Annotated in this window: 19 protein-coding genes; 5 read left to right on the top strand and 14 right to left on the bottom strand. The window is 43.6% G+C overall.

What is annotated here, in order from left to right:
* Nucleotides 1-263 precede the first annotated feature (263 nt).
* The 4 genes from ACQ96U_RS05465 to ACQ96U_RS05450 all read left to right on the top strand — a co-directional run bounded on the left by ACQ96U_RS05465 (nt 264) and on the right by ACQ96U_RS05450 (nt 3,554).
* Nucleotides 264-1,043, top strand: coding sequence for a substrate-binding periplasmic protein (locus tag ACQ96U_RS05465; protein ID WP_431720235.1), 780 nt, complete (start codon nt 264-266; stop codon nt 1,041-1,043).
* A 384-nt stretch (nt 1,044-1,427) separates the two neighbouring features.
* The gene (locus ACQ96U_RS05460) at nt 1,428-1,994 is read left to right on the top strand and encodes a DUF4360 domain-containing protein (protein ID WP_431720234.1); all 567 of its coding nucleotides are present in this window, start codon (nt 1,428-1,430) and stop codon (nt 1,992-1,994) included.
* 220 nt (nt 1,995-2,214) lie between these two features.
* A complete protein-coding gene (locus ACQ96U_RS05455; protein WP_215819292.1) occupies nt 2,215-2,847 on the top strand; it encodes a DUF4360 domain-containing protein in 633 nt (210 codons plus the stop codon).
* 74 nt (nt 2,848-2,921) lie between these two features.
* Entirely contained in the window at nt 2,922-3,554 is a 633-nt protein-coding gene (locus ACQ96U_RS05450) for a DUF4360 domain-containing protein (RefSeq protein WP_431720233.1), read from the top strand.
* A gap of 172 nt (nt 3,555-3,726) precedes the next feature.
* Here ACQ96U_RS05450 and ACQ96U_RS05445 read toward each other — a convergent pair whose 3' ends face one another.
* The 12 genes from ACQ96U_RS05445 to dhbC form a co-directional block, all read right to left on the bottom strand.
* Nucleotides 3,727-4,503: a 2,3-dihydro-2,3-dihydroxybenzoate dehydrogenase gene (locus ACQ96U_RS05445; RefSeq protein WP_431720232.1), complete on the bottom strand. Its 777-nt coding sequence runs from the start codon at nt 4,501-4,503 to the stop codon at nt 3,727-3,729.
* Between the two features lie 329 nt (nt 4,504-4,832).
* Nucleotides 4,833-6,803 carry a TonB-dependent receptor domain-containing protein gene (locus ACQ96U_RS05440; protein WP_431720231.1) on the bottom strand — a complete coding sequence of 657 codons (1,971 nt, stop codon included), beginning with the start codon at nt 6,801-6,803 and terminating at the stop codon, nt 4,833-4,835.
* A gap of 194 nt (nt 6,804-6,997) precedes the next feature.
* Nucleotides 6,998-7,780, bottom strand: a complete 783-nt coding sequence (locus ACQ96U_RS05435; RefSeq protein ID WP_431720230.1) for a 4'-phosphopantetheinyl transferase family protein — start codon at nt 7,778-7,780, stop codon at nt 6,998-7,000.
* Nucleotides 7,780-8,577 (bottom strand): ABC transporter ATP-binding protein, encoded by a 798-nt coding sequence (locus ACQ96U_RS05430; protein ID WP_431720229.1) that lies wholly within the window; start codon nt 8,575-8,577, stop codon nt 7,780-7,782. The genes ACQ96U_RS05435 and ACQ96U_RS05430 overlap by 1 nt, the downstream gene beginning before the upstream one ends.
* A complete protein-coding gene (locus ACQ96U_RS05425) occupies nt 8,577-9,671 on the bottom strand; it encodes a FecCD family ABC transporter permease (RefSeq protein WP_431720228.1) in 1,095 nt (364 codons plus the stop codon). The genes ACQ96U_RS05430 and ACQ96U_RS05425 overlap by 1 nt, the downstream gene beginning before the upstream one ends.
* Entirely contained in the window at nt 9,671-10,822 is a 1,152-nt protein-coding gene (locus ACQ96U_RS05420; RefSeq protein WP_431720227.1) for a FecCD family ABC transporter permease, read from the bottom strand. Before ACQ96U_RS05420 ends, ACQ96U_RS05425 begins: the two co-directional genes overlap by 1 nt.
* Nucleotides 10,823-10,832: 10 nt before the next feature.
* Complete coding sequence (locus ACQ96U_RS05415; protein ID WP_431720226.1) at nt 10,833-11,903, bottom strand: ABC transporter substrate-binding protein; 1,071 nt, start codon at nt 11,901-11,903, stop codon at nt 10,833-10,835.
* Nucleotides 11,904-11,911: 8 nt separating this feature from the next.
* Entirely contained in the window at nt 11,912-13,375 is a 1,464-nt protein-coding gene (locus ACQ96U_RS05410; RefSeq protein ID WP_431720225.1) for an MbtH family NRPS accessory protein, read from the bottom strand.
* Nucleotides 13,372-17,379 (bottom strand): amino acid adenylation domain-containing protein, encoded by a 4,008-nt coding sequence (locus ACQ96U_RS05405; protein WP_431720224.1) that lies wholly within the window; start codon nt 17,377-17,379, stop codon nt 13,372-13,374. The genes ACQ96U_RS05410 and ACQ96U_RS05405 overlap by 4 nt, the downstream gene beginning before the upstream one ends.
* 8 nt (nt 17,380-17,387) lie before the next feature.
* Nucleotides 17,388-18,326: an isochorismatase family protein gene (locus tag ACQ96U_RS05400; protein WP_431720223.1), complete on the bottom strand. Its 939-nt coding sequence runs from the start codon at nt 18,324-18,326 to the stop codon at nt 17,388-17,390.
* A gap of 150 nt (nt 18,327-18,476) precedes the next feature.
* Nucleotides 18,477-20,225, bottom strand: coding sequence for a (2,3-dihydroxybenzoyl)adenylate synthase (locus tag ACQ96U_RS05395; RefSeq protein WP_431720222.1), 1,749 nt, complete (start codon nt 20,223-20,225; stop codon nt 18,477-18,479).
* Complete coding sequence (gene dhbC, locus ACQ96U_RS05390) at nt 20,225-21,460, bottom strand: isochorismate synthase DhbC (protein WP_431720221.1); 1,236 nt, start codon at nt 21,458-21,460, stop codon at nt 20,225-20,227. The genes ACQ96U_RS05395 and dhbC overlap by 1 nt, the downstream gene beginning before the upstream one ends.
* Before the next feature lie 339 nt (nt 21,461-21,799).
* Between dhbC and ACQ96U_RS05385 the strand changes: the two genes are divergently transcribed.
* Nucleotides 21,800-23,044: an MFS transporter gene (locus ACQ96U_RS05385; protein ID WP_431720220.1), complete on the top strand. Its 1,245-nt coding sequence runs from the start codon at nt 21,800-21,802 to the stop codon at nt 23,042-23,044.
* Nucleotides 23,045-23,111: 67 nt separating this feature from the next.
* On the opposite strand, the gene ACQ96U_RS05380 is transcribed toward ACQ96U_RS05385, so the two are convergent.
* Entirely contained in the window at nt 23,112-24,833 is a 1,722-nt protein-coding gene (locus ACQ96U_RS05380; RefSeq protein ID WP_431720219.1) for a methyl-accepting chemotaxis protein, read from the bottom strand.
* A 242-nt stretch (nt 24,834-25,075) separates the two neighbouring features.
* Nucleotides 25,076-26,815: an acyl-CoA dehydrogenase family protein gene (locus ACQ96U_RS05375; protein WP_431720218.1), complete on the bottom strand. Its 1,740-nt coding sequence runs from the start codon at nt 26,813-26,815 to the stop codon at nt 25,076-25,078.
* Between the last annotated feature and the right edge of the window lie 106 nt (nt 26,816-26,921).

Below are 26,921 nucleotides of genomic sequence, written 5' to 3'. Positions count from 1 at the left end.
AACAGTAACCTCACCAGGCTATTCCATGCAAACTGCCTTATAATTACCTAGTATTCCAAACAATGTTTGTTTACGTAGTTAAAGCAAAAAAGTAACACTAACCAATAGGCCTCTATTGTGGTCAATACTAAACCATCATTCATCATCTGTATTTGAGAACAGATACCCAATACAGTCATAATGAATGAAAGCCATGCACTACCAACAGTAAAATACAAACATTTTAAGTAACACGATTGAAATAATGATTTAATGATTCGCCAATGAATATACGCATAGGCCTGCATTTGTGGTTATTACTTATACTCTTTAGCAGCTTTCCTCTTTTTGGAGAAACGATCAGCTTAGCTATCGCAGCATGGCCACCTTATTATAGTCAACAGCCTCCTTATGGGCTTCACGCTCAACTACTCACTAAACTACTCGCCTCTGAAAACATTGAAGTCAATTTTGTTTGGTACCCTGATTGGAAAGCCGCGCTTAGCACCAGTCGTGCAGGGCGACATCATGGAACGCCGTCTTGGATTTGCACCCCAGAGCATGCCCAGGATTTTATAATCACCAATCCTGTCTTCGTTGATAATATTGTGCTGATGCATTTAAAGGATGTACCTCTGGAATGGCATAATTTGGCTGATTTGCAGTCACTTAGTCCTTTTGGTGTCACAAAAAGTTACGCCTATAGCCTCGATTTTCAGCACGCGATTAAACGTTATAACTTAAAACTCCATGAAGTCCGAAGAGATGAATTATTATTTAATTTATTACTTAAAAAGCGTGTTAAGGCCGCACTATTCAGTGAGGAAAATGGAAAAGCTCTACTTAATAGGCTCCCCTCTAAAAAACAACAGTTGTTTGAATTTCATCCACAACCCATTGCTCAATCATTTTTTCATATTCTTATTAGTAAAAAGGTACAAGGTAGTAAACAACTTGCAGATAAAATTAATCGACAAATTAAAGCTCAAGCTTATTTATTACCCAGGGTCATCAATGAAACAGACCGTTTTAAACTTTGTCCTTTTTTACAAAAACAACATTAAGGGTATAAATACATATTTAAATACCGCATTATTGTCTAACAGTAAGACTGCTTACTAATATAAATAGCTTCTTCCGCTTTTTATACTATTTTCTTTTATTACCGCAGATAAACACCACCCATTCATTTTTAACTTTACGTTACTTCATAGCGTTAAAAATGCCACATATAAATCTATACATCATTAGATGTATTTTGCAATTTTTCTTGACACAAATCACAAAACAATTAGGCTACATGCTCTGTAATAACACTCATCGCAGCTTTTATTAAAAAATAGCTCGATAGGTGCATTAATAAACAATGCACTCAGAGTCAACTTACAACCTCTGTATACACTGGATTATGTATACAACATAGGGTTATAAAAACAAGGAGTAGCAAAATGAAAACGCTAGCTTTAATTTCTGCTTTAGCACTTTCAACTTCAGCGCTTGCGTTCGATGATGGTATTGGGATTGACCCTGGCCAAGTCCGCTTTCTTGGCGGCTGTTCTGGTATTGTTGATACCAACCCTGATCAATCATTTGATATTATTTTTGATCAACAACCCTTAGCAGAATCCTATACATCAAGTCACATGCGTAAAACATGTGTCATTAAATTTCCCATTCGCGTTCCCTCAGGCTTTCAAATCGCCATCAGTAAAGTAGGTCTGGAAGGTACTGCAGATATTAAGTCTCAAGGAAAAGGCTTGATCACTCTACGTCACCGTCTTGCAGGCACAACGGGTGATGCCGCCATTCAAGAATTTTATCCTGCACCTTTCACCCAAAACCTTGTCATCAAAAAAGACTTTGTAGGTTACACTTACAGCCCTTGTGGACAAGATGTCACCTTCAAAACTTCTGTTACAGTAGAAGCTAAAAATGGACGCGTAGTTATTGACGAAGCGGCTGGCAGCAATGCAGTGGTAACCTATGGTTATCAAATGGTTCAATGTCAATATTAATGTAAAAGGATAATATAAACACATATCGGATACTCATAGCGACTGTTTTAACTTTTTACAGGACAATATAAATTGAAGACATGCTCGCAAAAGGTATCCTCTATTGGCTAGCAACTGCTGGCCAATAGTGTAAAACTCTACTCATACACTACTCTTACCTACCCCCGTCTATTTACATAGCGGTGTGTAGAACACAGGGATACTAGGAGGATATAGGGCAATGCGTTATAAGGATTTAACTCTTTTCAGTTGTGTTTTCCTTGCTGCATTAATCACTAGTGCCCAAAATCAAGCTTATGAATTAGCCAACTCAGACGCAACGCATGGATTGATTAGTGAATTTAAACTGCTTGGTAAAGGTTGTGAAACTGGAACAACAATAAATTATGATGAATCAACAGGCATAACACAGTTAGCGTTATCTCAGCTGCACACCACGATTAATTCAGAGAAAAAAGAAGACAGAACAATCTGTCTGATAAAATATACCGCAGAAATTCCAGCTTATAAACAGGCGATAATTACTCCTGCCATCATCAAAGGCAACATCAATATCAGTGAGTATAGCAAAACAACCATAAGTGTTAGATATCGATATGCTGGTACAGTGGGACCCGCCTCTATCTGGGAATTTAATGGCACAGCTAATGGCGAAGTGGTACTAAAAAAAGGTCTAACCACTGAAAAAAGTAGCTGTGGCCAACCACAATACTTAAAACTATCCATTGTACTTGAGTCACGCAGTCTTGACCCAAATTTAACACTAACAACACCTCAAACAACAACTATTAATGAGGTTCTCATACCACCGATTACGTTAGAAGACTGTACACCTGATTCAGAAAATATTTAATCAACGATCCAAGATAATAATAAATTGTTAACTAGGCATTGTGTGTAAATTTAGTCGTAAAGGAAAGCAGTTCAATGACCTTTTACAAAACACTTCTTATGTGTACCCTCACTACCCTATCGCTCACTGCTAATGCGATAACGCCTGAAATTGGTGATGTATCAATAGAAGGCGAAAATACGGGCGACCATGCAGAGCCCCCACCTTCACCTGATGGCGCAGCAAGGTACCAAGTGACTTACTGCTCAAAAAATGGAACTATAATTGATGCCAACGATGATGGAAGCATTGATATTATTTTTAACCAGTTTTTTGCACAAGCTGCTGGTCGAAGACCAGCCATCAGCAATTGTACCATCAACATTCCTATTAAAATCCCTGCAGGTTATCGTGTAGGGTTTAAAAGTTTAGGGGTTGAAGGAACAGCACAATTTAATCGTCATGGTGCAGCCAAAGTCGATATCCGTAGACAACTAAATCATCGTCGTATGCCTAAAACACAACGCACCTATTATTATGACTATGGCAGCACCCAAGACATTGTGTTGACTTCTGAAGGTAGAACCCCTTACACACAGTGTGGTGAACAGTCAGCCAATTTAAAAGCTAAGCTTCAATTGAGTATTAAAGGCAAAGACTCAATTATTCATATTGATGAAGGTGCCGCTAATATTACCTATAAACTGGATTATAAACGTTGCCGTTAATGGTATTTTGAAGGGCACCACTGGCAAGACAAAGGCTGGTTAATGTTCGTCGAACTGTTTGCCGCAAGGATGCGGCAAACTATCTTAATAAAAAAAAATGGCCTCCAGGGAAGGGTTCACGGCGTGTTCGTCGGGCGTTATCCAGACTTTGGACATCGGTGATTTTGGTTTTTTAACATCCTAAAGTTGCCCCACCATCAACACGTAAATCATGCATGGTAATATGACTCGCATGGTCAGATAGTAAAAATAAAATTGCCTGTGTAATATCATCCACAGTTGCAATCTTTTGTAATGGAATACCCAGCCGATAGTTCGCTAAATCCCCTTCAATCACCCGTTGAGGGCCCGAATCATCTGTCCATAATTGTCGTTGCATTTGAGTATCCGTAGACCCTGGTGACACAATATTACAACGGATATTATCAGCGGCTAATTCTAAGCCTAAACATTTAATTAAACTGGTCACCGCTGCTTTTGATGCTGCATAAGCCCCCATGTTAGCTCTAGGCACTGAGGCGGCGTTAGAACTCACAGCCACAACCGCACCTTGTTTACGTTGCTGCATCCGTAATGTTACGGCACGGCAAAGATGAAATACTCCGGTTGTATTAACTGCAAATGTTTTATACCAATCTTCGTCACTTAGCGTATTTAATGCTCCCATTCTTAAAATGCCTGATGAGCACACTAATTTATCAATAGCACCAATAGAATCTTCAATATGCTGAATAACCTGCTCAACTTCATGACTGTTGGCAACATCAACCTGATAAGTAGAAAGGTTTATCTTGTTCAGCCATTTTTTTTCAGAAAGTACATCGAGTGCGACTTTGTCATTGTCTAATGCAATAACCTGTGCACCTTTATCCAGCAAGTGATTTACCGTAGCTAAACCAATACCATTGGCTGCTCCTGAGACAACAATAATATCTTTAGAAAAGTTCATAGTATTTTTACAATTCGGAAATATACTTTTTTTATACCTAATACAATGAAGATCAGAGTAGCGTGGAAACAGCGTTCACAGAAAAAGTGTATTATTAGAGGTGCCATTAAGCATGATTCCAAAGGCAGGAATATCTCTACTGAACACGCCGTATATCCTTCCCTGGAGGCTCGGCTGCCGCATCCTTGCGGCAAACGGTTCAGTAGAAATAATTCAGCCTTTTCCATCCCAATAAACATTTTGCAATAGCAAACGCATTTAGGAATGCCGACATAAACCAGCCTGTAAAAGGTATAAGTTAGAATTCATACCCATCGCGAAGGGTATAATTAAAACGATAAACTCACTCCAGCATAAATCGTTCTACCCCGCTCAGAAAATCCATAATCTGAGTCATAATCCTGGGTTTTATCTTCTATATTGGTAATGCCAGTTCTTAACTGTAAGTCTTTGGTTAGTTGATACGTCATACCAACATCCGTCAGCGCATATCCTTGTAGATCAACATCACCTTTGCCTTTAATAGAATCTTCCTGCTCGCCCACATAATGGGTTCTCACAAAAGCTCCCATGGCATCCGTTACTTGCCAATCCAAACGCACATTGGCATTTTCACGAGGGCGTTTATGAAGTATTTCATCCGTATTTTTATCGCGAGCATCAGTGTAAGTGTAATTTGCACTTAAAGACACAGTACGTGTTAAATCCACCCCAGCACTTAACTCTAAGCCATCAATGCGGGCCGCATCTACATTCTCATAAGTTATAGTATCATTCACTATTTGTGAGCTGGACTGGCGTTGAATCAGGTCATCAATATCGGTTCGGAATATTGTCGCCCCCACGTGCCAGCCTGGCTGCTGGTAATTAAAACCTAACTCATAACTGGTAGCCACTTCTGGATCTAAATCTGGATTACCACGTAAATAACAACTACCACCGCAGCTTAATAATCGATATTCCTCAGTTAGCTGCAATAATGAAGGCGCCTTAAAGGCTTTACCCACCCCACCTTTAATCGTTAAGGCTGTTGTTGGCGTATAGACTAAATAACCACGGGGTGAAAAGTGAGTGCCAAAATTTTCATGATCATCTAGACGGCCACCTAAGGTGAAAGACCATTCTGGGTTAATCAACCACTCATCTTGTAAAAATACGGCTTTTTGAGAAACGGTGGCTTCACCCGAAGTTTTAAAATCCCTAGCATTTTCTAACTTAGTATGACGATATTCAGCCCCCGTTGTCACCAAATGATCACCAAACAGTTTAGAAACAAAACCATCCACGGTTTGGTTGGTTTGCTCCATTTTACCCGCACCTGAAGCACCACGTTCGGTAAAGTTCATATCCTCTCGATAATAACGCAGTTGTGAGTCACCCCATGCCCATTGACCAGAGTGAGTTAAACCATAAGTATAACGACGAATTTCCTGGTCTGTTATACTGCTTTTACTACCTTGTAAAAATTCGCCATCACGCTCATCCTTATTATGGGTGATATCCAAGTCTAATGTTTGCTGATCATTTATTTTCCAGTTTAAATTACCCGCTACACTGTATAATTCTTTTTTCTCAATAGGTGATAGCTTATCTTCCTGTGCATTCGCGGTGGTGGGGTCATCCTGATAAGGTGTCCAGGCATCACGATGCTGGGCATCGACACTCAAACTGTAGAATAATTTATTTTCAACCAATGGACCTCGTAAACTGATGCTATTCCGAGTTTCATTGCCACCATCACTGCCAAAAGGCGATGAAAAATCAATACTGGCATTACCTTGAAACTGGTTTGTGCCCTTTTTAGTAATGATATTAACCACACCCCCTAATGCTTCTGACCCATAAAGCGCCGACATGGGTCCACGCACAATTTCGATACGATCAATGTGATCAACAGGAATAGTTGATAAATCAAAATCATTACCACGAATCAATGACACATTAGAATCAACACGGCGGCCATTCACCAATACCAGCGTATAAGCACTGCTAAGCCCACGGATATTGATTCCACGACGACCATTACTTCCCTTTTGTTCCAGGTGAATACCTTCACTATGTCGTATGGCATCACTGATGTCTGATACTGGTGTTTCCTGTAATTCTTTGCCCGTAATCACTGACATCGATGCCGGTGCAGTGGTTAATTCATGGGATGTTTGGGTTGCTGTAACAACATACTTATCCAACTGCAAAGCATCTTCAGTAATCTCTGCAGCCACTGATTGATTAGCGATCGCCGCAACTACCGCGAGCGCGACGGGAGATATACGAACTGAGTTACCTGTTTTAGACGACATAAGCACCATCAACTTCTTTGATATGAGCCTTTATCTCGCATTGCTACCTTTTGTAATATTAAATCACACAAGGCGGTTGCGACCCGGCAATTAACTGCTAAAAAATGTCTGTAACTCAGGCTTTCACGGATACATTATAATGTTTTTAATACCCCAATTTTTTTCAGGGCTTCTTTTTATTAGCCATAAATAGGTTAACCACTATTTATACACATAATCAACGTACAAATAAAACCTTCTTGGTATGAATATGTACCTCGAAAACAATCACCGGCTTTATAATTTCCAGATAAATCTTCTGTTAACTGCAGTCGAAAAGATTGTTCTATCGTATTTAATTCAATAAGCTCTGCGGCTTCAAAACCAAAAAACTGTTTTACGTGTGGGTATAATGCTTTATAAAGGCTTTCTTTGGCGGAAAAAGCCAGGGTTAAAAACCAATTAAATGGACAGCCCCATTTTGCACAATTGTTTTGTTCCGTCAATGAGATAATTTGCTTAGCGATATCCTTGGCGATTGTTGGATTAATCTCTTTTTCTAAGTCAACCCCTAACGCAGTCACATTTTTTTGGTCTGCCACCACAGCCAGTGCAAGATGATCACTATGGGTAATAGCGCCAACAATGCCATCAGGCCAGTGTGGACTACGATCTTTATTCACGGGGATCATCACTGGTGGGTTAACGCCAAGAGTATACAACGCTTGTTGTGCACTGTAACGGCCTGCCATAAATTCAACTTGCCGTTTTAATACCGCCTTTTTTTGACTCTCAGGTAATTTGATACCTAACTGGGAAAAAGCAGCCAAATAGACTTCTTCTGTTTTATAATAGCAGCCCCCCGAAAATAAAATATTTGTTGCCGTTAAAGATATAAAATCAACAAATATTGGTTTTTGTTGGGCTTCGATCAACGTCAATGCTGCGGATTGTTGCAATTGCTCACTTATCACAGGTTCAAGCGTTTCCCTGATCATTAAGCCACCTCTTTTACCGCAAGCGATTTAGCCACAACAACAGGAACATCATCCTCTGGAGATAACAGAATATCGGCTTCAATATCATAGAGTTGCCTGACTAGCGCTGACGTTAATATTTCTCGGGGAGCACCACTGGCCACCACTTTTCCATCACGCATTGCCACCAGATTATCCGCAAAACGAGCCGCAGCAATCAGGTCATGTAATACCAGCACCATGGCTTTGCCCTGTCTAGCCAAAGTCCTGACCAGTTGCAGTACCTCTAGCTGATGACCCGGATCTAGCATGCTCGTTGGTTCATCCAGTAATACAACGGGTGTTTGCTGTGCTAAAACCATTGCCAGCCAACAGCGCTGACGTTGTCCTCCAGACAAAGCCTGTAATGAACGATTAGCCAGGTCAGACACGCCCGTTTTTGCCATAGCCTCCTGCACCGCTTGCTCATCATCAGAAGACCACTGCCGAAATAACCCCTGGTGAGGATGACGCCCAAATTGAATCAACGTTAACACGGACATCTCTCCAGGCGCTTCAGGAGACTGTGGTAATAAAGCCAGTTTTTTTGCTACTTGTGCTGGGAGGAGCTGCCAAATGTCCTGTTCATTAACCCATATCTGCCCCTGAAAAGGGCGATGTAGTCGCGCCATACTTTGTAATAATGTTGATTTTCCACAGCCATTAGGCCCAACAATGACCGTCACCTCTCCTGCCTTAAGCTGAAGATCAACATTATCGACGGCAAGGTAGCTACCGTAGTTAACCTGTAACTGTTCTACTTTAATCGCAACGGTCATTAGTGTTTTACTTCCTTCTCCTGCAATAAGACCCATAGCAAAAAAGGCCCGCCTAATAAGCTGGTAATCACCCCAACAGGGATTTCATTAGGGGCCAGCACCACACGCCCTAAAGTATCAGCAACAATCACCAAAGTAGCGCCCAACATGCAGCTATTACCTAACCCCAAAACCTGAGGTGGCAACCACCGAGAAATCAAAATAGGTGCCGCAATAGCGACAAAGCTAATTGGCCCACCAATACCAACCCCAAGCCCTGCCATCACTAATGCAAGGGCCAATGCCGCAAACTGTACTTTACGGACCGCAATACCCAAAGACTGGACATGCGATTCCGTCAGCTTAAATAAGCGCAAATGCCAAGCCACCCCAATAGAACTAACAAGACAGATGATCAACAGCAGGCTGGCAGGCATCAGTTCGGTGTAATCACTATTGGCTAAATTACCTAAGGTCCAACTATGTACTGCACTGGCATGCTGCGCTGTTGCTCTGGAAATCAGCAAGTCATTCATCGCCCGAGTAAAGTAGGCTAAAGCAACGCCAACGAGCAAGATCTGATAACCACGGCCACCAATACCACCCGCCAAAAATGCCAATATAATTCCTACCAGTACTGCACCTAAAGGTGCCAGCCACCAAGGCCCCAGCATATTCACCGGGCTTAACAGTAACCCCAGCAACAGCAAAAATGTGGCACCTTCATTAACACCTAATACTTCTGGAGAAGATAACCGATTTTGAGTAACTTGCTGTAATAAAGTACCCGCAGCAGCCAATGCAACCCCTGTTACAACTCCCGCTAATAACCTGGGCCAGCGTATCTCCCACACTAATAACTGCTGAGCAGATTGTCCCTGCCCCTGACACAGTAACCAAAAGTCATGAACACCAATCGTGACTGAACCCTGTGTCAAAGTGAAAACCGCTGCAATCAACAGTACCAGCCACAGTAGCAGGTGAAGATACAACGCTCGCCTGGAGAAAATAACAGTCCATTGCGCCAATTGAAGATACCCACAACCGGCCTTTTTAAGCCTTGGATAATGGAAGTTGCTTGTATCACGCGCGAGAACATTATGTGGCTGAGTCATTAACGTCTCCCCCCTGATCCCATGGGCTGTAATCGTTGACTACGTACCAACCAGATCAATAATGGCGCACCTACCGCCACCAGCATACTGCCAACAGGTGTTTCAAAAGGCTGCATGACCCAACGGCCAAGAATATCCATCGCCAGTAATAAAGCACTGCCTAAGCCAAAGGCCATTAACAGCAACCCATGGGTAGACTCTCGCACCAACAACCGCGCTAAAAAAGGGGCTAATAGCCCTAGAAAAGCAATAGGCCCCGTCAATGCCACTGCACTCCCTGCTAACAAAGCAATGACCACGGATAAACCCAGCCGAATCCGGCTTGGGTGATGACCTAGCGCCATCGCGCTCGCATCCCCCAGCTGCAAAGCCGCCAATGGTCTTACCAATAACAGTGCTATCATCATGCCTATTACGGTAAAGGGCAAAACAGCCAGTACCCTAGCCAATTCAACACCGGCTAATGAACCCAAAATCCAAAAGCGAAATTGATCAAAAACGGTTTGTTTAGTCAGTAGCAGCATGGCCGTTAACCCCTGCCCTGTTGCATTCACAGCAATCCCCACTAACACTAAACGTAATGGCGATAATGAGGCTTGCACACGATGGCTGGCGATAACAATCACCATATTGCCAGCTAGCGCCCCCACTAAGGCACCCACCATATAGGGCAATCCGGCTTCTGCCGAAAAGAAGACAATGGCCGCCACCACACCTAAAGCTGCACCTGCATTAATGCCTAGCAACCCCGGCTCGGCAATGGGGTTACGGGTAATGCGCTGCATCAGTGCCCCCGCCAAACCTAAACTACCCCCCGCCAGCATGGCTGCCAGTGTTCGCGGCCAACGGATTGTCTCCATCACCATTGTGACGGTTGGTGAAACTTTCACCACCGACTGTTCATAACCAGGGACTGCCACCCATGACCAAAGCCATGCCATGCTATCCTGCATACTGATATAGCCCGCCCCCACTAACATGGAGGCAACGATAAGTAATACATTGACGACAAAAACCAATAGCAGCCGGTTTACCCACGTACTATGGCTTTTTCTGGATAAACCCAGAAGATGCTTAATAACTAAAAAACAGCGCCAGAAACCTGAGCGCTGTGTCAGCAGAGAACGATCAACTACTTTTTCTGTGGACATGGATGAATCCTTATGACCCTGCTGTCATGCTATCCGCCACATCCTTGAGTACCGCCATTGCCGCTAATGGTCCACCCACACTGGTCCATAGAGAGCCGTCCACATTGACCACGTGCTTATTTTGTACCGCTCTTAACGACTGATAAACCGGCATTCGCTGCATTGCTTGCATCGCATCTACCGCTTTTCCGGATACCGTCAGTGTGCCAACAAAAAGCCAGTCACCATCGATCAATGACAGTGCTTCCAAGCTCAGCGGTGGTGAATGCCCAGGTCCAGGCTGACGTTGAGCTTCAGGGCGTTTTAACTGAAGATCAGCCAATACCTGGCTGACAAAGGCACCCTGCAACATATAACCGGGTCCTTGGGGATTCCAGCGTACCACGCTGACCGTTGCCTGTTGCTGGTCTCCTAGCTGCTGCCGAATAGACTGAACCTGCTGTTGATAATGCTGAATAAACTGCTCAGCCGAAGACTCTTTTCTTAGCCATCCTGCCACACGCTGTAATGCTGTCTGCCAGTCTTCCGTAGCGTGATAACTCACCGCCGTTGGTGCCACTTTTCTCAATTGTTTTAATAACTGAGGGTTATTCAATCCCCCCACTAAAATAAGGTCTGGCTGCAATTCAACCAGCATATCCAAACTGGGTTGACCTAAGCGACCCACCATACGGATATCGTGTAGCTGCTCATTGTCAGCCAGATAACGAGGAATTCCTGGTTGACCACGGCCTGCGGTGGTACCAACAGGACTGATACCTAATGCCAGCAACATATCCAGGTCCATCTCACTGAGCACCACCAGTCGCTGAGGCGCTTTTGCTAATGTCACCTCATAACCTGTTACATCGGTAAATGTGTGCCATATCTGTTCATTATCAGCTTTTTGTTGGGAGGTTGATTGACTCACCGTCGATGATGCGGACTCTTCTTGCTGGCAACCAGCCAAGACTAACCCAATGAAAAGCCAACCGAGTGTTAACATAGCACGTAAGGCTGTTAGTAATGGGCTGCCTTGATGGCTCCCTCCCATTGATTTAAAGCTTTGTTGAAAACATACCCCTTGCATCACATCTCTCATTATCAGGTTCATTTTGATTTTTTTAAGGGCTTATCTGAAACACTATGGGCTTCATCTTGTAAGGTTTCAGTCAACGCGGCTTCAGGCAACAACGACTGCAAACGCTGACGAAACCCTTTAGGTAACTGTTCCGTACGCTGCCACATCGTTTTTAACCATGCTTTATCCGCCAGAACGCTATCAGGCAGTTTAACCTCACGTTGCAAACCTGAAAGAAACAGTACCCCGTCCACCATTCGCTTAACTTGAGGGGGCTGCCCCTTACTCACCACCGTTTGTTGTTGATGCCCCGCACTGATGGCAGCAAAGGGCATTGCCCCCAGCCAACCTTGCTGTGCCGTGATAACTTGCGGCCATTTTGGGAATGATTCCTTCGTATTTTCGAGGGAATCCAGTAACCGATGTTGTGCAGCAAACTGAGTGATATCGGTAGTCCACAGCATATAGCTACGCCCTGGCTGGTGTTCGGCCAATAGCTCACCCAGTGTGGCCTCATCAAACGAGGCTTTTGTTTGCTGTAACGGATTTTGGGGATTACTAACAGCAGCGTCTTGTTTCGTTCGTTCACGCACCACGGGCTGCCGGGTAAGATGGTAACCACCAAAGATCAACAAACCTTTGCGCCCTTTCTTCAGCACTTCAGATTCAATGCGTTGGTAATAACCTTGATCCCGCTGTGCTTGGCGCACACGCCAGTCATCAGCCTGTTTAATCTGCGTCCAATCAAAGGCTGGTTCCGCAAGGACAATACGAAGTTGCTGGCTTTTTGGCCGCTGCTGGTTAAGTTGACGTACTGTTTTAAATAGCTGCTGATAACCCGTAGGCTGCCATACCACAAAGTTCAGCGAGTTTCGCCAGGCTTGTGCTAACTCAGCGTCGGTTACTACAGCTCCTGCCACATAATCATCAACCACAGACTGATAGGCCGCATTACCAAACTCCACCACAATGTCATCAACAACCGTAGCCAGCTCATCTGCACGTAACAGGTCGATAAACGCAGCAATCACATCAGAATGCCAGTGCATCTCAGACAATCCAACCAAGTCATAATGATCAAATAACGTTGCTATCCCCTGTGCGGCGGGTTGAAGGGATGACAAGGCAGTCTTCTCCGTGTTGGTGGGTAGGTTGGCGGATGATATGTGCTCTGGTGAGCCGTTGAGTTCAGCGTCATCTTTAGCAGGGTTACTTGAACCTTGCTCAGCAATAAACTTCATACAACATGCTTTATGAGTCGTCGTTCGAGTATCTTGACTGGCGACGGCATCCTGCCCTCGCAAACTAAGCATCTGTCCCGCATCATTTGAAGCTCCTTTGAGTGGAACCTGGGATAAGGCAGCGGTGCTATCAGAACTAAAACGTACCTGCCAACCTTGAGGTAACACGAGCGATACTGGCCAAATAGCTAAATCCCCCTGCTGATTTTCCACAACTTGATAGTGGGCCATAGGTAAGTCAAACACGCTCATACCACATCACTCCCTGGTAAGCATTTTGTTAACGTCTTCCCTATCAGATCGACCATCGGCGGCTGCAACATCATGCCATGGGTACAAGGAATATCATGGCAATTAAGCTGCCCTGTCACATAAGGCTGCCACCCCCTGTAATCCACATTGATTTCTGGGCGAGGCCCTGTTGCCCGAAAAAAGACGATGTCGCCGTTAAAAACACGGTGGTTTGAACTTCGGACCAGATAACTGTTTTCAATCACTACCTGGGTAATGGCCTGCCAGGTTGATTCCGACAAACTCGCTAGGGCGCTACCCTGCTGCTTTAATAGCGTTCTGGTTTGGCTGGGTGTTAAGCCTTCAGGAAATCCTGCGTCTGGCTCATAACCTGCTATGCGTAACAGCGCTTGCAGTGCCTCCTGTTCTCCCACTGCCAACATATCACGCCATTGGTCTGAAGGATAAGCATCGACCAACGCCAGTAATGAAACCTCTTCTCCTTGCTGCTGTAGCTGCGCCGCCAATTCATGGGCCAGCATGCCACCAAAAGACCAACCCATTAGCTGATATGGGCCTTCAGCTTGTACCGTTTTAATCATAGCCAGATAGTCACTGGCCATAGCCGCTAAAGAGCGCTCATTTTGAGGCTGATTACCCTTTGTCGAGGACAATAACGGTGCTTGTAATCCATATACTGGAATATCTGCTGGCAAATGGGGTAACAGCCCGCTATAACACCAGCACAATCCACCTGCTGGATGAATAACAAATAATGGGTATTCTGTGCCTTGTGTCCGCAAGGGCAGCAACATTTCCAAACCATCATTCAGTGGTTTGTTGTCAGCCAGTGCAGAAAGCAATCCTTTCGCTGTAGGTTTGGCAAACACCGTACCCAGCGGAATCTCTATACCCAACTCCTGTTGCAGGCGATTAATTAACTTCACCACTGAGAGTGAATTCCCGCCAAGCGCAAAAAAGTTATCGTGAGGACCTACAGCTGATATACCCAAAACTTCAGCCATAACGGTTATGAGTTGCTGCTCTTTGAAAGAAACCGGCGCATCCTTTACCTGTGCACTAAACTCAGGATCGGGTAGCTGCTTGCGATCAAGCTTACCACTGGGTGATAGCGGCAATGCAGAAATGGCGCTAATGATGGGAGGCACCATATAGTCTGGCACCTGATTCGTTAATTGATTGCGAACCTGAGTAATCAACTCATCCAGATCCGTCTCAATCGCTGCGGTTGGCACAACATAACCCACCAACATAGGCTCATTACGGGGTGAATATTTGATGGCAACAGCAGCCTGCCCCACCAGAGGGTGTTGTGCCATTACCGCCTCAATTTCACCCAGTTCAATCCGTAATCCCCTTAACTTAACCTGTTGATCCATGCGACCAAAATATTCCAGCTCACCTTGTGGATTCCAGCTCGCTAAATCACCCGTACGATACATTCGCTCGCCCTTCTCTACGAAGGGGTCTGGTACAAAGCGTTCCGCCGTCAGCTCTGGTTGACGCAAGTAGCCTTCAGCCAGATTGCGACCAGCAATATACAGCTCACCTTTAACCCCAATAGGCGTTGGTTGTAACTGTCGATCTAGAACATACAGTCGGGTATTCCAAATGGGTTTGCCAATAGGTACCGATGAGGTGTTCTGCTGTTGTGGACAGTCCCAATAAGTCACATCCACGGCCGCTTCTGTCGGGCCATAGAGGTTATGTAATGTCGCTTGCGGCAAGCATTGATAAAACTGGGTAATGGCTTCGCGGGGTAATGCTTCACCACTACACATAACCTTTTGCAAACTCGGACATTTGTGGGCATCAGGACAGTCTAAAAAGGCTTGCAGCATAGAAGGCACAAAGTGCATAACATGAATAGATTGCTGCTGAATCAGTGATGCTAAACCCTGCGGATCTTTGTGTAGTTCTGGCGATGCGACGACTAAGGTTGCGCCTGTCATTAACGGCCAAAAGAACTCCCACACTGAAACATCAAAACTGGAAGGTGTTTTTTGTAAGACCCAAGTACCAGCGCCAATAGCATATTGGCCTTGCATCCATAACAACCGGTTAACAATCGCACGGTGAGAAACAACGACCCCTTTAGGCTTACCTGTTGAACCTGAGGTATAAATTACATAGGCAGGATCGGTTGCCTGTAATGGCTGAACCATTTCCTCAGCCTGGGGCCAGTGACTTGGTAGATTGTTTACACCATCATGCAATACATCATCGACATAAACACAAGGAAAACTGAATAATCCTGCAAGCGATTGACAGGTCAGGATGAGCACTGGCTGTGCATGTTCCTGCATGTAATTGATACGTTCAGCGGGGTAATCGGGATCAATGGGTAAATAGGCACCACCGGCTCGAATGATGGCTTGTTGAGCCACAATAAGCTCCAGACTTCTGGGAATCGCAAGTCCGACAAACTTACCCGGCCCTACCCCTTGTTGGATAAGGAAGTGGGCCAGCTGATTAGCCTGTGCTGACAACGCTTGGTAACTCAGCTTTTGGTTTTCAAATACGACAGCTGTATTACTTGGCGAAGCATTTGCTTGTGCCTGTAATAAATCAGTCAGTGTCGTTTCAGGCACCTCCTGTGCGGTCTGATTAAAGCCATTAATCAGTAAGTCAAACTCACCAGGTAACAGCATACCCAGACTTGCCAATGGCTGAGAAAGATCAGCCCGGCACATGTTTTGTAGAAACAGCTGAAATCGCTTCAAAAGCAACGCCAGGTCAGCGTCACTATAACCACCAGGGTTACCTTCTAAGACCAACTGAAAGTGTCCATCCCGGACAAACAAGTAAATGGATAAATCATCTACAGGTCCGGCCGCCACATTATGTAAAGTGGCGGTCTCCCCTAAAAAGTCACTATCCCCTTCAAAAGGCAATACATTCACCAGCGTATTAAATAACGGCCGCCCTTGTTGTATTAAACCAAGGTCATGCTGAATCGCTTCGAATCGATAGCGCTGATGACGACGTGCCCCCATGAACTGTTTAGCTACTGTATTCATCAACTCAGCGAGTGAGGTTTCAGCTGTTAATGTGATGCGTAAGGGGACAACATTCACCTGCATAGTGGGGGTTCTTAAACTCACAGAGCCAAAACGCCCCATCATCGGCACGCCAAGTACTAAGTCTTCAGTATCCGTCATACGCTGCTGAAAACCTGCCACAGCGGCATAAAATACAAACTGCCAATTGATATCTGCATGCTGACTGAGTGCTTTTAAGTGCGTGACCAGCTCATCTGGAAGAGTTACCTGCTGGCGATGTGCACGGGAATGGGCATCTGCGGAATAGCGACGTACACTCAACGAGCTTGGCGCTGGTAAAGTCGCAAACTGTTGTTGCCAGTAGCGTTTATCCTGTTGGCACTTTGCTGACTGCCAGTAATCTTGGTCTTCCTTTAACAGGGCAGAAATTGGCTGAAACAGGCAGGGTTTAACTACTGATGAGGTGACTAAAGCACGGTAGATTTCCGCAACACGCGCAATCAGTAACGAAAAACCATAGCCATCAATAGCAATATGATGGATCCCTTGATACCAGAAGTAGCGATCTGGAAATACTTTAATAATGGCCTGCCTAACCAGTGGCCCCTGCTGTAAATCCATGGGTGTTGATACATCACGTTGCATCCACTGCAAAGCGTCAGCAATAGGATCAGCCGCACAACTACAGTCAATCACCACCACATCAACCTGACGACAAGGGTCAACGGTTTGCTGTGGCATTTCATCAATTAATTGAAATCGACAATGAAGCGAGTCGGCTTCCATCACTGCGGACTTGATCGCCTGCTGTAGGTAGTCCAGATTTAATTGCCCACGAATATCAAGGTACTCTCCTGTATTGTATACAACACTTTGAGGGAAACGCTGTTGAGCATACCAAATCCCAGCCTGAGCACGGGTCAGGGGTTGCCACTCCTCCCTCGTCATAGGTTTGGTATGGGTGTTGGACAGTACTGTGGCTGCTTCTGTTGTCGACGTCATCTTTTACCTCACACAGAAACGGCTGGTGAACCTGTGACTAACTGCTCCCAACCCGATAAGGTAGGGTTTTCTGCAAGGTCAAGGAGCGTGGTTTTTACCCCTTGTTGTTGCCACTGTTCTAACAACGTCATTACCCGTATGGAGTCCAACCCTAATTCAATTAAATTATCATCAGGTGCCAGCTCATCCAGCTCAACATCTAACCATTTAGCAACTTGCCGTTGCCAGTTATCCATGGTTTTTGTGGATATTTTCTGCTGGGTTATTACTGTACTTTCTCTTTCAATATTTTCTTGCTGTGCACTGTGTACAGTGACATTTACGTTATGTGATCGCGCATTATGCGCATCATCTGTCGTATGATCAATATTATTTTCAACTAAACTATCCAACAAAGAAGCCGTAGATAACGTGTAACCACAACGTTGTGCAACATAATTAATTGCATTGAGATGCTCATCGTAAGAAAAATCCGCAATCGCATCTGTAATAAAAAATGCCTGAATATCGTTCATAAAAGCATCTGCTGCAGTCAGCTGACAACCAATATGAGCATAAACACCACAAATAATAAGTTGATTCCGTCCTTGCTCATGCATTTGTTGCAATAAATCTGTTCGCTGAAATGCACTGTAGCGCCATTTAGTTAATACATGATCATCCGCCTCTGGTGCTAGCTCGCTAATAATCGCTGTCTGGCTAGGATCATCCGTTAAACCTTTACCCCAAAAATCTTGCAATAAAGCACGCTGTTGTGGTGTTTGGTTACCCGGTTGAGCTGAATAATAAACAGGCACCCCCAGTGGTTTTAATTGCTGTTTTATATGTTGGATATGCTCAATAACTGATGCAATCAATGACGAGTTTTCGCCATAAAAATCAAGAAAATATTGCTGCATATCATGCACCAGCAATACAGCACGTTCTGGGTCAACAGTCCATTTCACTTTATTTGCTTTATAGCAATCTGGTGAAGGAATTTTATATGTGTTAATGCGTGGAATAGCCACAACAGCCAGCCTCCAACTATCAATAATTTTTTACAAAAAAAAGAAGAACAAGCAACCTGGAAAACACAAAGCAATAGTAATCAATACTTATCCCAGCACTAACGTATTTTCAGTTTCAATCAGTGTGCGTAATTGTTTTTTGTTTACTTTGCCTACAGGTGTTTTGGGAAATTGTTTAATAAAAACAAACTGATCGGGGATTTTGTAATTAGCAACACCTTGTGCCAATAAAAATCGCTTTAATTCAATTTTTTTGGGAGGAGCAATGGGTTGATTATCTTCTGTCATCTCAGACACAACAATAAATGCACAACTTGCTTCTCCCAATACATCATCAGCCACTGCAACTAACGCCGCATCTTGCACAGCAGGATGTGTCATTAAATAATTTTCAATTTCTTCGGCAGCAATTTTTTCACCACCGCGATTTATTTGATCCTTAGCACGCCCTTCAACCACTAAATAACCGTGTTCAGTTAAACGAACACGATCCCCTGTACGGTAATAACCATCATCAGTAAATGCTTTTTGGTTATGTTCTGGTGCCTTAAAATAACCTTGAATGGTATAAGGTCCCCGGGTTTGTAAATGACCGATTGTGCCAGTAGGAACTACCTCATCATTATCGTCAACAATACGAATCTCATCCGCCAGAGACATCGGCTTTCCTTGTGTATGAATAATGACATCATCACTATCATCCAGACGCGTATAATTCACCAACCCTTCCGCCATACCAAACACTTGTTGTAATTTACAGCCTAAAACAGGCTGTATCTGTTTGGCTACTTCTGGACTTAATCGAGCGCCACCCACCTGTAAAACCTCAAGACAACTGATATCCCACGACAATTGTTGTCTAGCATTTAACCAGACATTTACTAAGGGTGGCACTAAGGCCGTCATCGTAACCTGCTCTTGCGCTATCCATTGCCAACAATGGTCAGGCTGAGTATCTGCCGCTAAAATAACGGTTCCACCCGCATAAAGTGTTCCCAACGTACCAGGCGACGATAAGGGAAAATTATGAGCTACAGGCAACACACATAAATATTTACTTTGGGACGTCAGCCGACATACATCAACACTCGCCTTTAAGCTATAAATATAATCATCGTGTGTTCGGGGTATTAATTTTGGGGCTCCCGTGGTACCACCGGATAATTGCAATAATGCAGGGGTACTAGGATCAGGTTCAGGTAAAGCTTGAACAGCCGATATATTCCCTGTATTTAATAAATCATTAAAAGATAAAAATTCTTCTGCTTCACCCACCACGATGACATGTTTGACAGTTGCCGCTTTAGCCATAACCTTTCTGGCTAATACACGATAGTCAAAACCATGACTTTTATCGGCAATAAAGTAGGCTTTAGCCTCGGCAAACTCACAAAAATAACTTATTTCTGCCAAGCGATGACCGGGTAATGCCATAATAGGCCAAGCCCCTAAGCGAAATAATGCAAAACAAATAACAAAAAACTCAGCCCGATTGGGTAATTGGACAACAACGCGATCACCTGCTTCGATACCAAGCTCAATAAGTCCTGCAGTCAATTGATCAGCCAATTGATCCAATTGTTGATACGTCCAACGATGGTTTGCATCAATAATAGCTAATTGATGACTTTGGCACTGAGCATGTTTTCGTAACAACTGACCAAACGTCATTCCCTGCCAATATCCAGCCTGGCGATAACTATCGGCAACCTCTGGCGACCAAACAGGTACCGCTTTTAAACGCCTATCCATATATGTGCTACCATTTTTTTGCAAAAAATAATGTGAGTCTTTTACAGCAGAGGCTTTTGTTTCTCTCAGCCCAACAATTTCCATCAAGCAACCTCAGCTACATGAGACAACCCCACAGCATTGAGCATCGTTTTAAATTTAGTGGCCGTTTCATTTAATTCATGTTGTGGAATTGACCCTGAGACCACACCTGCTCCCGCAAATAAACGCAAATGTAATGCCTCTACTTCAGCACAACGAATCGTTACCACCCACTCACCATTACCTTGGCTATCCATCCAACCCACCATGCCAGTAAAGAAACCTCGATCAAAAGGTTCAATTTCAGCAATCGCATCCCGCGCATGGTTCGCGGGGAATCCACATACGGCAGGTGTTGGATGAAGTGCTGATGCCAACTCCAAAACCGTTGTGGTTGAATTCGCTAATTCACCCGAAATATCGGTTGATAAATGCCAAAGTGTTTCGGTATGAATCAATGATGGCTGTTCAGGTACTGAAAGTTTTTTACAAAAAGGGGTAAGCGCAGCATGAACCGACTGAATAACCAGTGCATGCTCATGTTGATCTTTTGTTGACTGCAGTAATGTATTAGCACGATGCTGGTCTTCATTTTTATCAGCACTACGTGCTGCAGAACCGGCAAGAGGATTAGTCCGAATCGTGGCACCTTGCTTATTAATCAACAATTCAGGGCTGGCACCGACAAGTGTTTTATAATGAGCACTGTGTTGTTGCTGATCAGCAGGTAAGGAAACCGCAAAGGTATATCCCGCTCGATTATGTTGTGCAAGCTTACTTAACAGTTGAGGCATATCCAACTGTTGAGATAATGTAATATCCAGTGCACGAGATAATACCACTTTGCTTAAATCCGACTGTTGAAAGCGCTGTAATGCACTTTCAACCCCTTGCATATACATTTCAGGCAAGGGCGTATGTTGAATTGCATAATGATTATTTGCACTTGAAACATGACTCTTTACATCTACATCATCTGCCGTATGGTTAGCGACTTCAGGTAAAGGTTTACCCCAGCTAACCGTTTCCGGTACCCATAACTGCATTGGCGCATCCACAGCAAAGGGAATTGCGCCCACAATGATTGGATTTTCATGACCACGTGCTTGTGCATCAGCCAATACCCCCTGTATGGTTGAAAGCACAGCATGATCATTTAAGGCCAAATTTACAGTGGCCTGATTACCCGACGTTAACAACGAGTAATTAGCCGTCGTAAAGAAAAATGGGGTTTGTTGCTGATGAAACTGTGCAATTAAATCAGCCCCAGTTTTTGTGGAACGCTTACTCTCTTTCATGGAAACCTCTTAGCATACAACGACGATCTGTCTTATTTATCCCGTCTAGCGCTGAGGGGGAACACAACAGTGTGTACCATGAATATTATTGCAAATGATAATGATTATCAATAAAATTTTACGACTGAACTGTCCTCTTGTTGCTTAAATGATGATATCGCCTTCAATGACGACAAGTAGCCTCAACTAAGAGTCCAATATTTACAATGATAAGAATCCAATGGCTAAACATGTCATTAAAGCAAAGTAAACGTTGCCTAAAGAGCACCTACACTTATGTATTTAGAGAACAGTCGTTACCCTTTTTCGATAAGGTATACAACAGATAGCAGGTAGTTAATGGATAATAAAGCGTCTTTAGCCGCACCCTCAGAGCGAGTCATTATTTTGCTGATGGTGCTTGTACAATTTATTAATATGGTTGATTACATGATGGTCATGCCTTTGGGTCCAGACTTTGCCAAGGCATTGTCTATCCCAGTGGATGAGGCAGGATTTATTGGTGGTGTCTATACGTTTGCGGCAGCCTGTATGGCACTGCTTTTAGCCAATCGGCTTGACCGCGTGGACCGCCGCTTAGCACTTTTATGTTGCTTAGCGGGATTAGCCATCAGCACCTTTTTAGCCACACTGGCCACAGGTTTTTATTCACTCATTGCCACACGTATTGCAGCAGGCTTATTTGGGGGACCCGCTGCGTCCCTGGCAATGGCTATTGTTATCGATCATGTGCCAGATGAACGCCGTGGTAAAGCAATGGCTCTGCTAATGAGTGCATTTCCTACCGCCGCCGTTATTGGTGTGCCATTAGGGCTGGAACTGGCCCATTGGTTTAATTGGCAAGCGCCCTTTTATCTTGTCAGTATCAGTACACTTTTTGTAATGATGCTTATTTTCTGGGTATTACCACCACAAAGTGCACATTTGGCTGCAGCCCGAAAAACACCACCCTTTAAAATGACCACAGCCTTAACAGACCCCATCATGAGACAAGGATTGAACATTACAGGCACCGCCATTTGTGCCAGTTTTTTATTTATACCTCACCTTTCGCCTTATATACAATTCAACTTGGGCTACCCCCGAGAAGAAATTGGAACCTTATATATGATTGGCGGGCTTGCCACCTATATCATTATGCACGTCACGGGTCGTTTAGTAGATCGTTTGGGGCCAGTGTCAATCACCTGGTTGGCCGCAGCCGGTTCTTTAACCATCATCTTCACTGGATTTATGCCGCCAGCCGTTTGGCCTGTTATGGTCACCTTTGCAGGCTTTATGGCGTGTAATGCGATGCGAAATGTAGCCGTACAAACAACGAATAGTCGAATACCAGCCCCCCAGCAAAGAGCCGGTTATATGGCCGCCCAATCAGCAGTACGCCATTTAGTCAGTGGTTTTGCGGTTGCCATTTCGACACTGATATTAACCACCAATGAAACTGGGGCATTAGAACACATGACAAATGTCGCATGGCTTAGTGTTATATTAACCATTATGCTACCTTGGCAAGTCAGCCGCCTACATCGATCATTAACATTGCGCAAACAGCAACAAGCAGAGAAACGCGCTTTAGCTACATAATTTATAACGCCCTTAAACACGCCATGACTCCTTTCCTGCAATCCTGGTCGCGGCGTGTTAACAGGCCCTAGTTTGTTTTAAACTGTTTAACCACTGACTGGAGTGTCTCAGCTAACGAAGAAAGATCATGACTCTCTTTTGAAATTTGATGTGTCCGGTCAGCATTGAGTTGCGTTTTATGACTAATATCTTCAATAGATTGGTTAATTAACTCTGCAACACTGCTCTGCTCCTCTGCCGCACTGGCAATTTGCATATTCATACTATTAATTGTATTCACCGCATTGGCTATATTTTTCAGTGATTCTTCTGCTTTTGTCGCACGTTGAACCGTTTCGGCCGCATAGGAACATCCTTCATCCATTTTACTTACCGAATGGGTTGCTTGTTGTTGAAGGTTGCGAATCAATGTTTGAATTTGTTGTGTAGATTCATGGGTTCTTAAGGCTAAGCTTCTTACCTCATCGGCAACCACCGCAAATCCCTTACCTTGTTCACCTGCCCGAGCCGCTTCAATGGCTGCATTTAATGCTAATAAATTTGTTTGTTCCGCAATACTACCAATAACGTCTAAAATTGATTCAACGTTAGCTGTTTCTTTGGCTAACTGTTTTATCACTTCACTGGTATTTTCAACACTGGTCACCAGTGTTGAAATCGATTCAGTGACACCAGAAACAATATCATGCCCTTCTGTTGCCTGTTGATCTGCATGTTGGGTAGACTCTGCCGCTACATGAGCATTTTTTGATACTTCCTGTATAGAACTCACCATTTCTGTAATGGAAGATGCAATTTGCTCGATGCCACTCTGTTGCGATTCAGTATCTTTCGCTGTCTCAGAAGTATTACTGGACAACGTAGCGGACAACTGGGCAATATGCATGGACGACTCAGTCACTTTACCAAGCACCTTCCGAAAATGCTGGCTCATTAACTCAAGTTCTCTCAATAACTGACCAACCTCATCCTGTTGCTCCTTATTGGCAACAGATACTGTTAAATTGCCAGCCCCCAATTGCTGAGCAGATTCAATAGCCCGGTTTAAATTTTGCCGGATATTCTGTGCAATAAAAAAGGCTAAGACTGTTCCAATTAACACAGCAAGTGTTGAAACAAAGACAGCACGTATAATCGCATTGGTTTCAATTTGTTCTGATTCACGAATAATCTCAAGTGCTAAGCGTTCAACACCGCTCATCAACCCCACAATATGCTTATCAATAATGTCCTGTGTACCCTCTAATTTGTGTATTTCTGTTTCCATAACGTCTTCTGAAGTCTGCCCATCGGCAAAGAAGACTTGTATTTTTTTATCAAAATCTGTTACTTCCAGCTTTAATTTTCCGAACTCTTCACGAATATTTTCAATATTTCGTTCTACCGGCTTTGACCAGTTTTGTTCCTGAAGTTTAACAATGACAGCATCAATTGCAGCCAAACGTTCTCCCATATCCACTGTTGAGGTTTTGATTAATTGCTGATTACGCTGCAGTGACGCTGCTGACTCTGGTGCTTCCTCCAAGACAAAGGAAGTCACCATTCTGTTTTCTATTGCTAATCTTAGTGCTCGCTCTAAGTAAATATTTTTTTTCTGCTGCAAAGAAGACACATCGTTTGCAGCACTTAATAATGAGACTTCTTCTCTAGCAATCGCTTTCAACTTATCGGATAACATCATCATTTGCCTTAAGCTATAACCCGCAACACTCACTACAAAAAGCAATAATAATGTAGATAACGACAGTATTTTGGTGGATATTTTAAGATTTCTAAAAAAATGTAACATAACCGTCTTCCCTGACGTGACTTAGCTGCAGACCTACTGTTCCAAAAGTTGGCATTGTGACTGAAAGTATAGTTCGCATTACTCAACGATGTTTTTATAGTGCAGGATTTTATCAACTAACGCTAATTAGCAAATTAGCTTCCTATTATACAAAACCTCTCTAAATACTTTTTATAAAACACAATGTCCGGTATTCGGGGAAGAACCGTTAATCAATCTATCGAATCCTCCAATACGGAAAACTAATCCTTTATATATAAAGCATTCTCAATAATACGTTTGGCTTCGACACCATAAGGTAATGTCCCATACTGATGATGACCTTCAGTCAGTCTGCTTTTCAAAAATGCGTCGGCAACATAAGTTTTTCCATGCTGCAGCAATAAACTCGCTTGTAATAAAATGGCCATTTGCTCTACAACACTACGTGCACAAAACTCAGAATGTTGAGCTTCTTTTAGTTGAGACTTCAGTTTTTTTAACATCAAATCAAAACGTAAGTCACACCCTTTTGCCTGGGAAACAATATGCAAAAATACATCAAGTACTTTGGGTTGCTTGTTTATTGCACGTAAAATATCAAGGCATTGGATATTTCCAGAACCTTCCCAAATTGCATTGACAGGTGCCTCACGATACAACCGTGGCATAATGGTTTCTTCAACAATACCCATGCCACCAATACATTCCATGGTTTCATAAGTATGCTGCACAGCTCGTTTGCAAACCCAGTATTTACCAATAGCCGTCACCAGACGAATAAATAATTGCTGCTCTACATCATCAGGTTGGTCTAACGCAAACGCTAAGCGCATGCCTAATGCCAATGCCGCTTCAGACTCAACGGCAAGATCAGCGAGCACATTCATCATTAATGGTTGATCTACCAACAAGCGGCCAAATGCCTGACGCTGTCGAGCATAGTGGATAGCCTGCGCTAACCCCTGTCTCATTAATGCAGCTGATCCCATAATACAATCAAAGCGAGTGAGTGATACCATATCAATAATGGCATTTACCCCCCGCCCCTCTTCGCCAATCATCCAGGCAAAAGCTCCGCGAAACTCTACTTCGGAAGAAGCATTGGATAAATTACCCATTTTATTTTTGAGTCGCTGAATATAAAACTGGTTTTTTTCGCCATCAGGACGCCATCTCGGTAATAAAAAACATGATAATCCAGACTGACTTTGTGCTAACACTAAAAAAGCATCACTCATCGGTGCAGAACAAAACCACTTGTGGCCTACTAACTCATAGGGTTGACCAGATCCCCCCTTATTCAAGGGCTTGGCAATTGTTGTATTAGCACGTACATCAGAGCCACCTTGTTTTTCAGTCATGGCCATGCCAATCGTCACCCCTTTTTTCATAAAATAAGGCTTGTTATCAGGATCATACTGTTGCGCATACACTTTAGGTAACCATTCAGCCGCAATATTTGGCTGTTTTTTTAACGTAGGAACAGCAGCAAAGGTCATTGTTAATGGACAACCACTGCCAGGGTCAGCTTGTGTATGTAAATAGGCTATTGTGGCTCGAATTAAATTTGCGTTTGAATAATTGGACTGCCATGGTAAAACATGGTGTCCATATTTGATGGCTGTCGTCATCAATTGATGATACGCAGGATGGTAATTAATCTGATCAATACGATACCCATATCGGTCATGAGATTGAAACTCTGGTGTAAATTTATTTGCCAAAAAACCCGCTTGTTGTAATTCCTGGCCCACCTTGGCACCATATTCCAAACAAATAGATTCATTAATATCTATATCTTTGTTTGCTATTAATGATTGACTGAACAAACAAAACCAATGTTTTAAGGCGGGGTCAGCTGAATAAACATTATAGTTTTCTAGCGGTGTAGCTTGATTAAGCACCTCATGAGTCTCTGCACACCTTCGGAATTCAGATAATTCATTTTCCTGATGAGTTTCATCCATATTTATTTGTGCGTCCATAGTTTGACTCGTCATGATTACCCATACATCCCTGATAATAAATTACTTTTGCTCATCGGTTCGTCGATTATTTTAACGCAGTTGTCTTATTCTAAGTCTGCTTTACGAACACCTGATGACA

This window comes from Zooshikella sp. RANM57, assembly GCF_050749885.1.
In the GTDB taxonomy this organism is placed as follows: domain Bacteria; phylum Pseudomonadota; class Gammaproteobacteria; order Pseudomonadales; family Zooshikellaceae; genus Zooshikella.
Note: the sequence above shows the minus strand (reverse complement) of the source record. Positions and strands in the feature narration are given on the sequence as shown.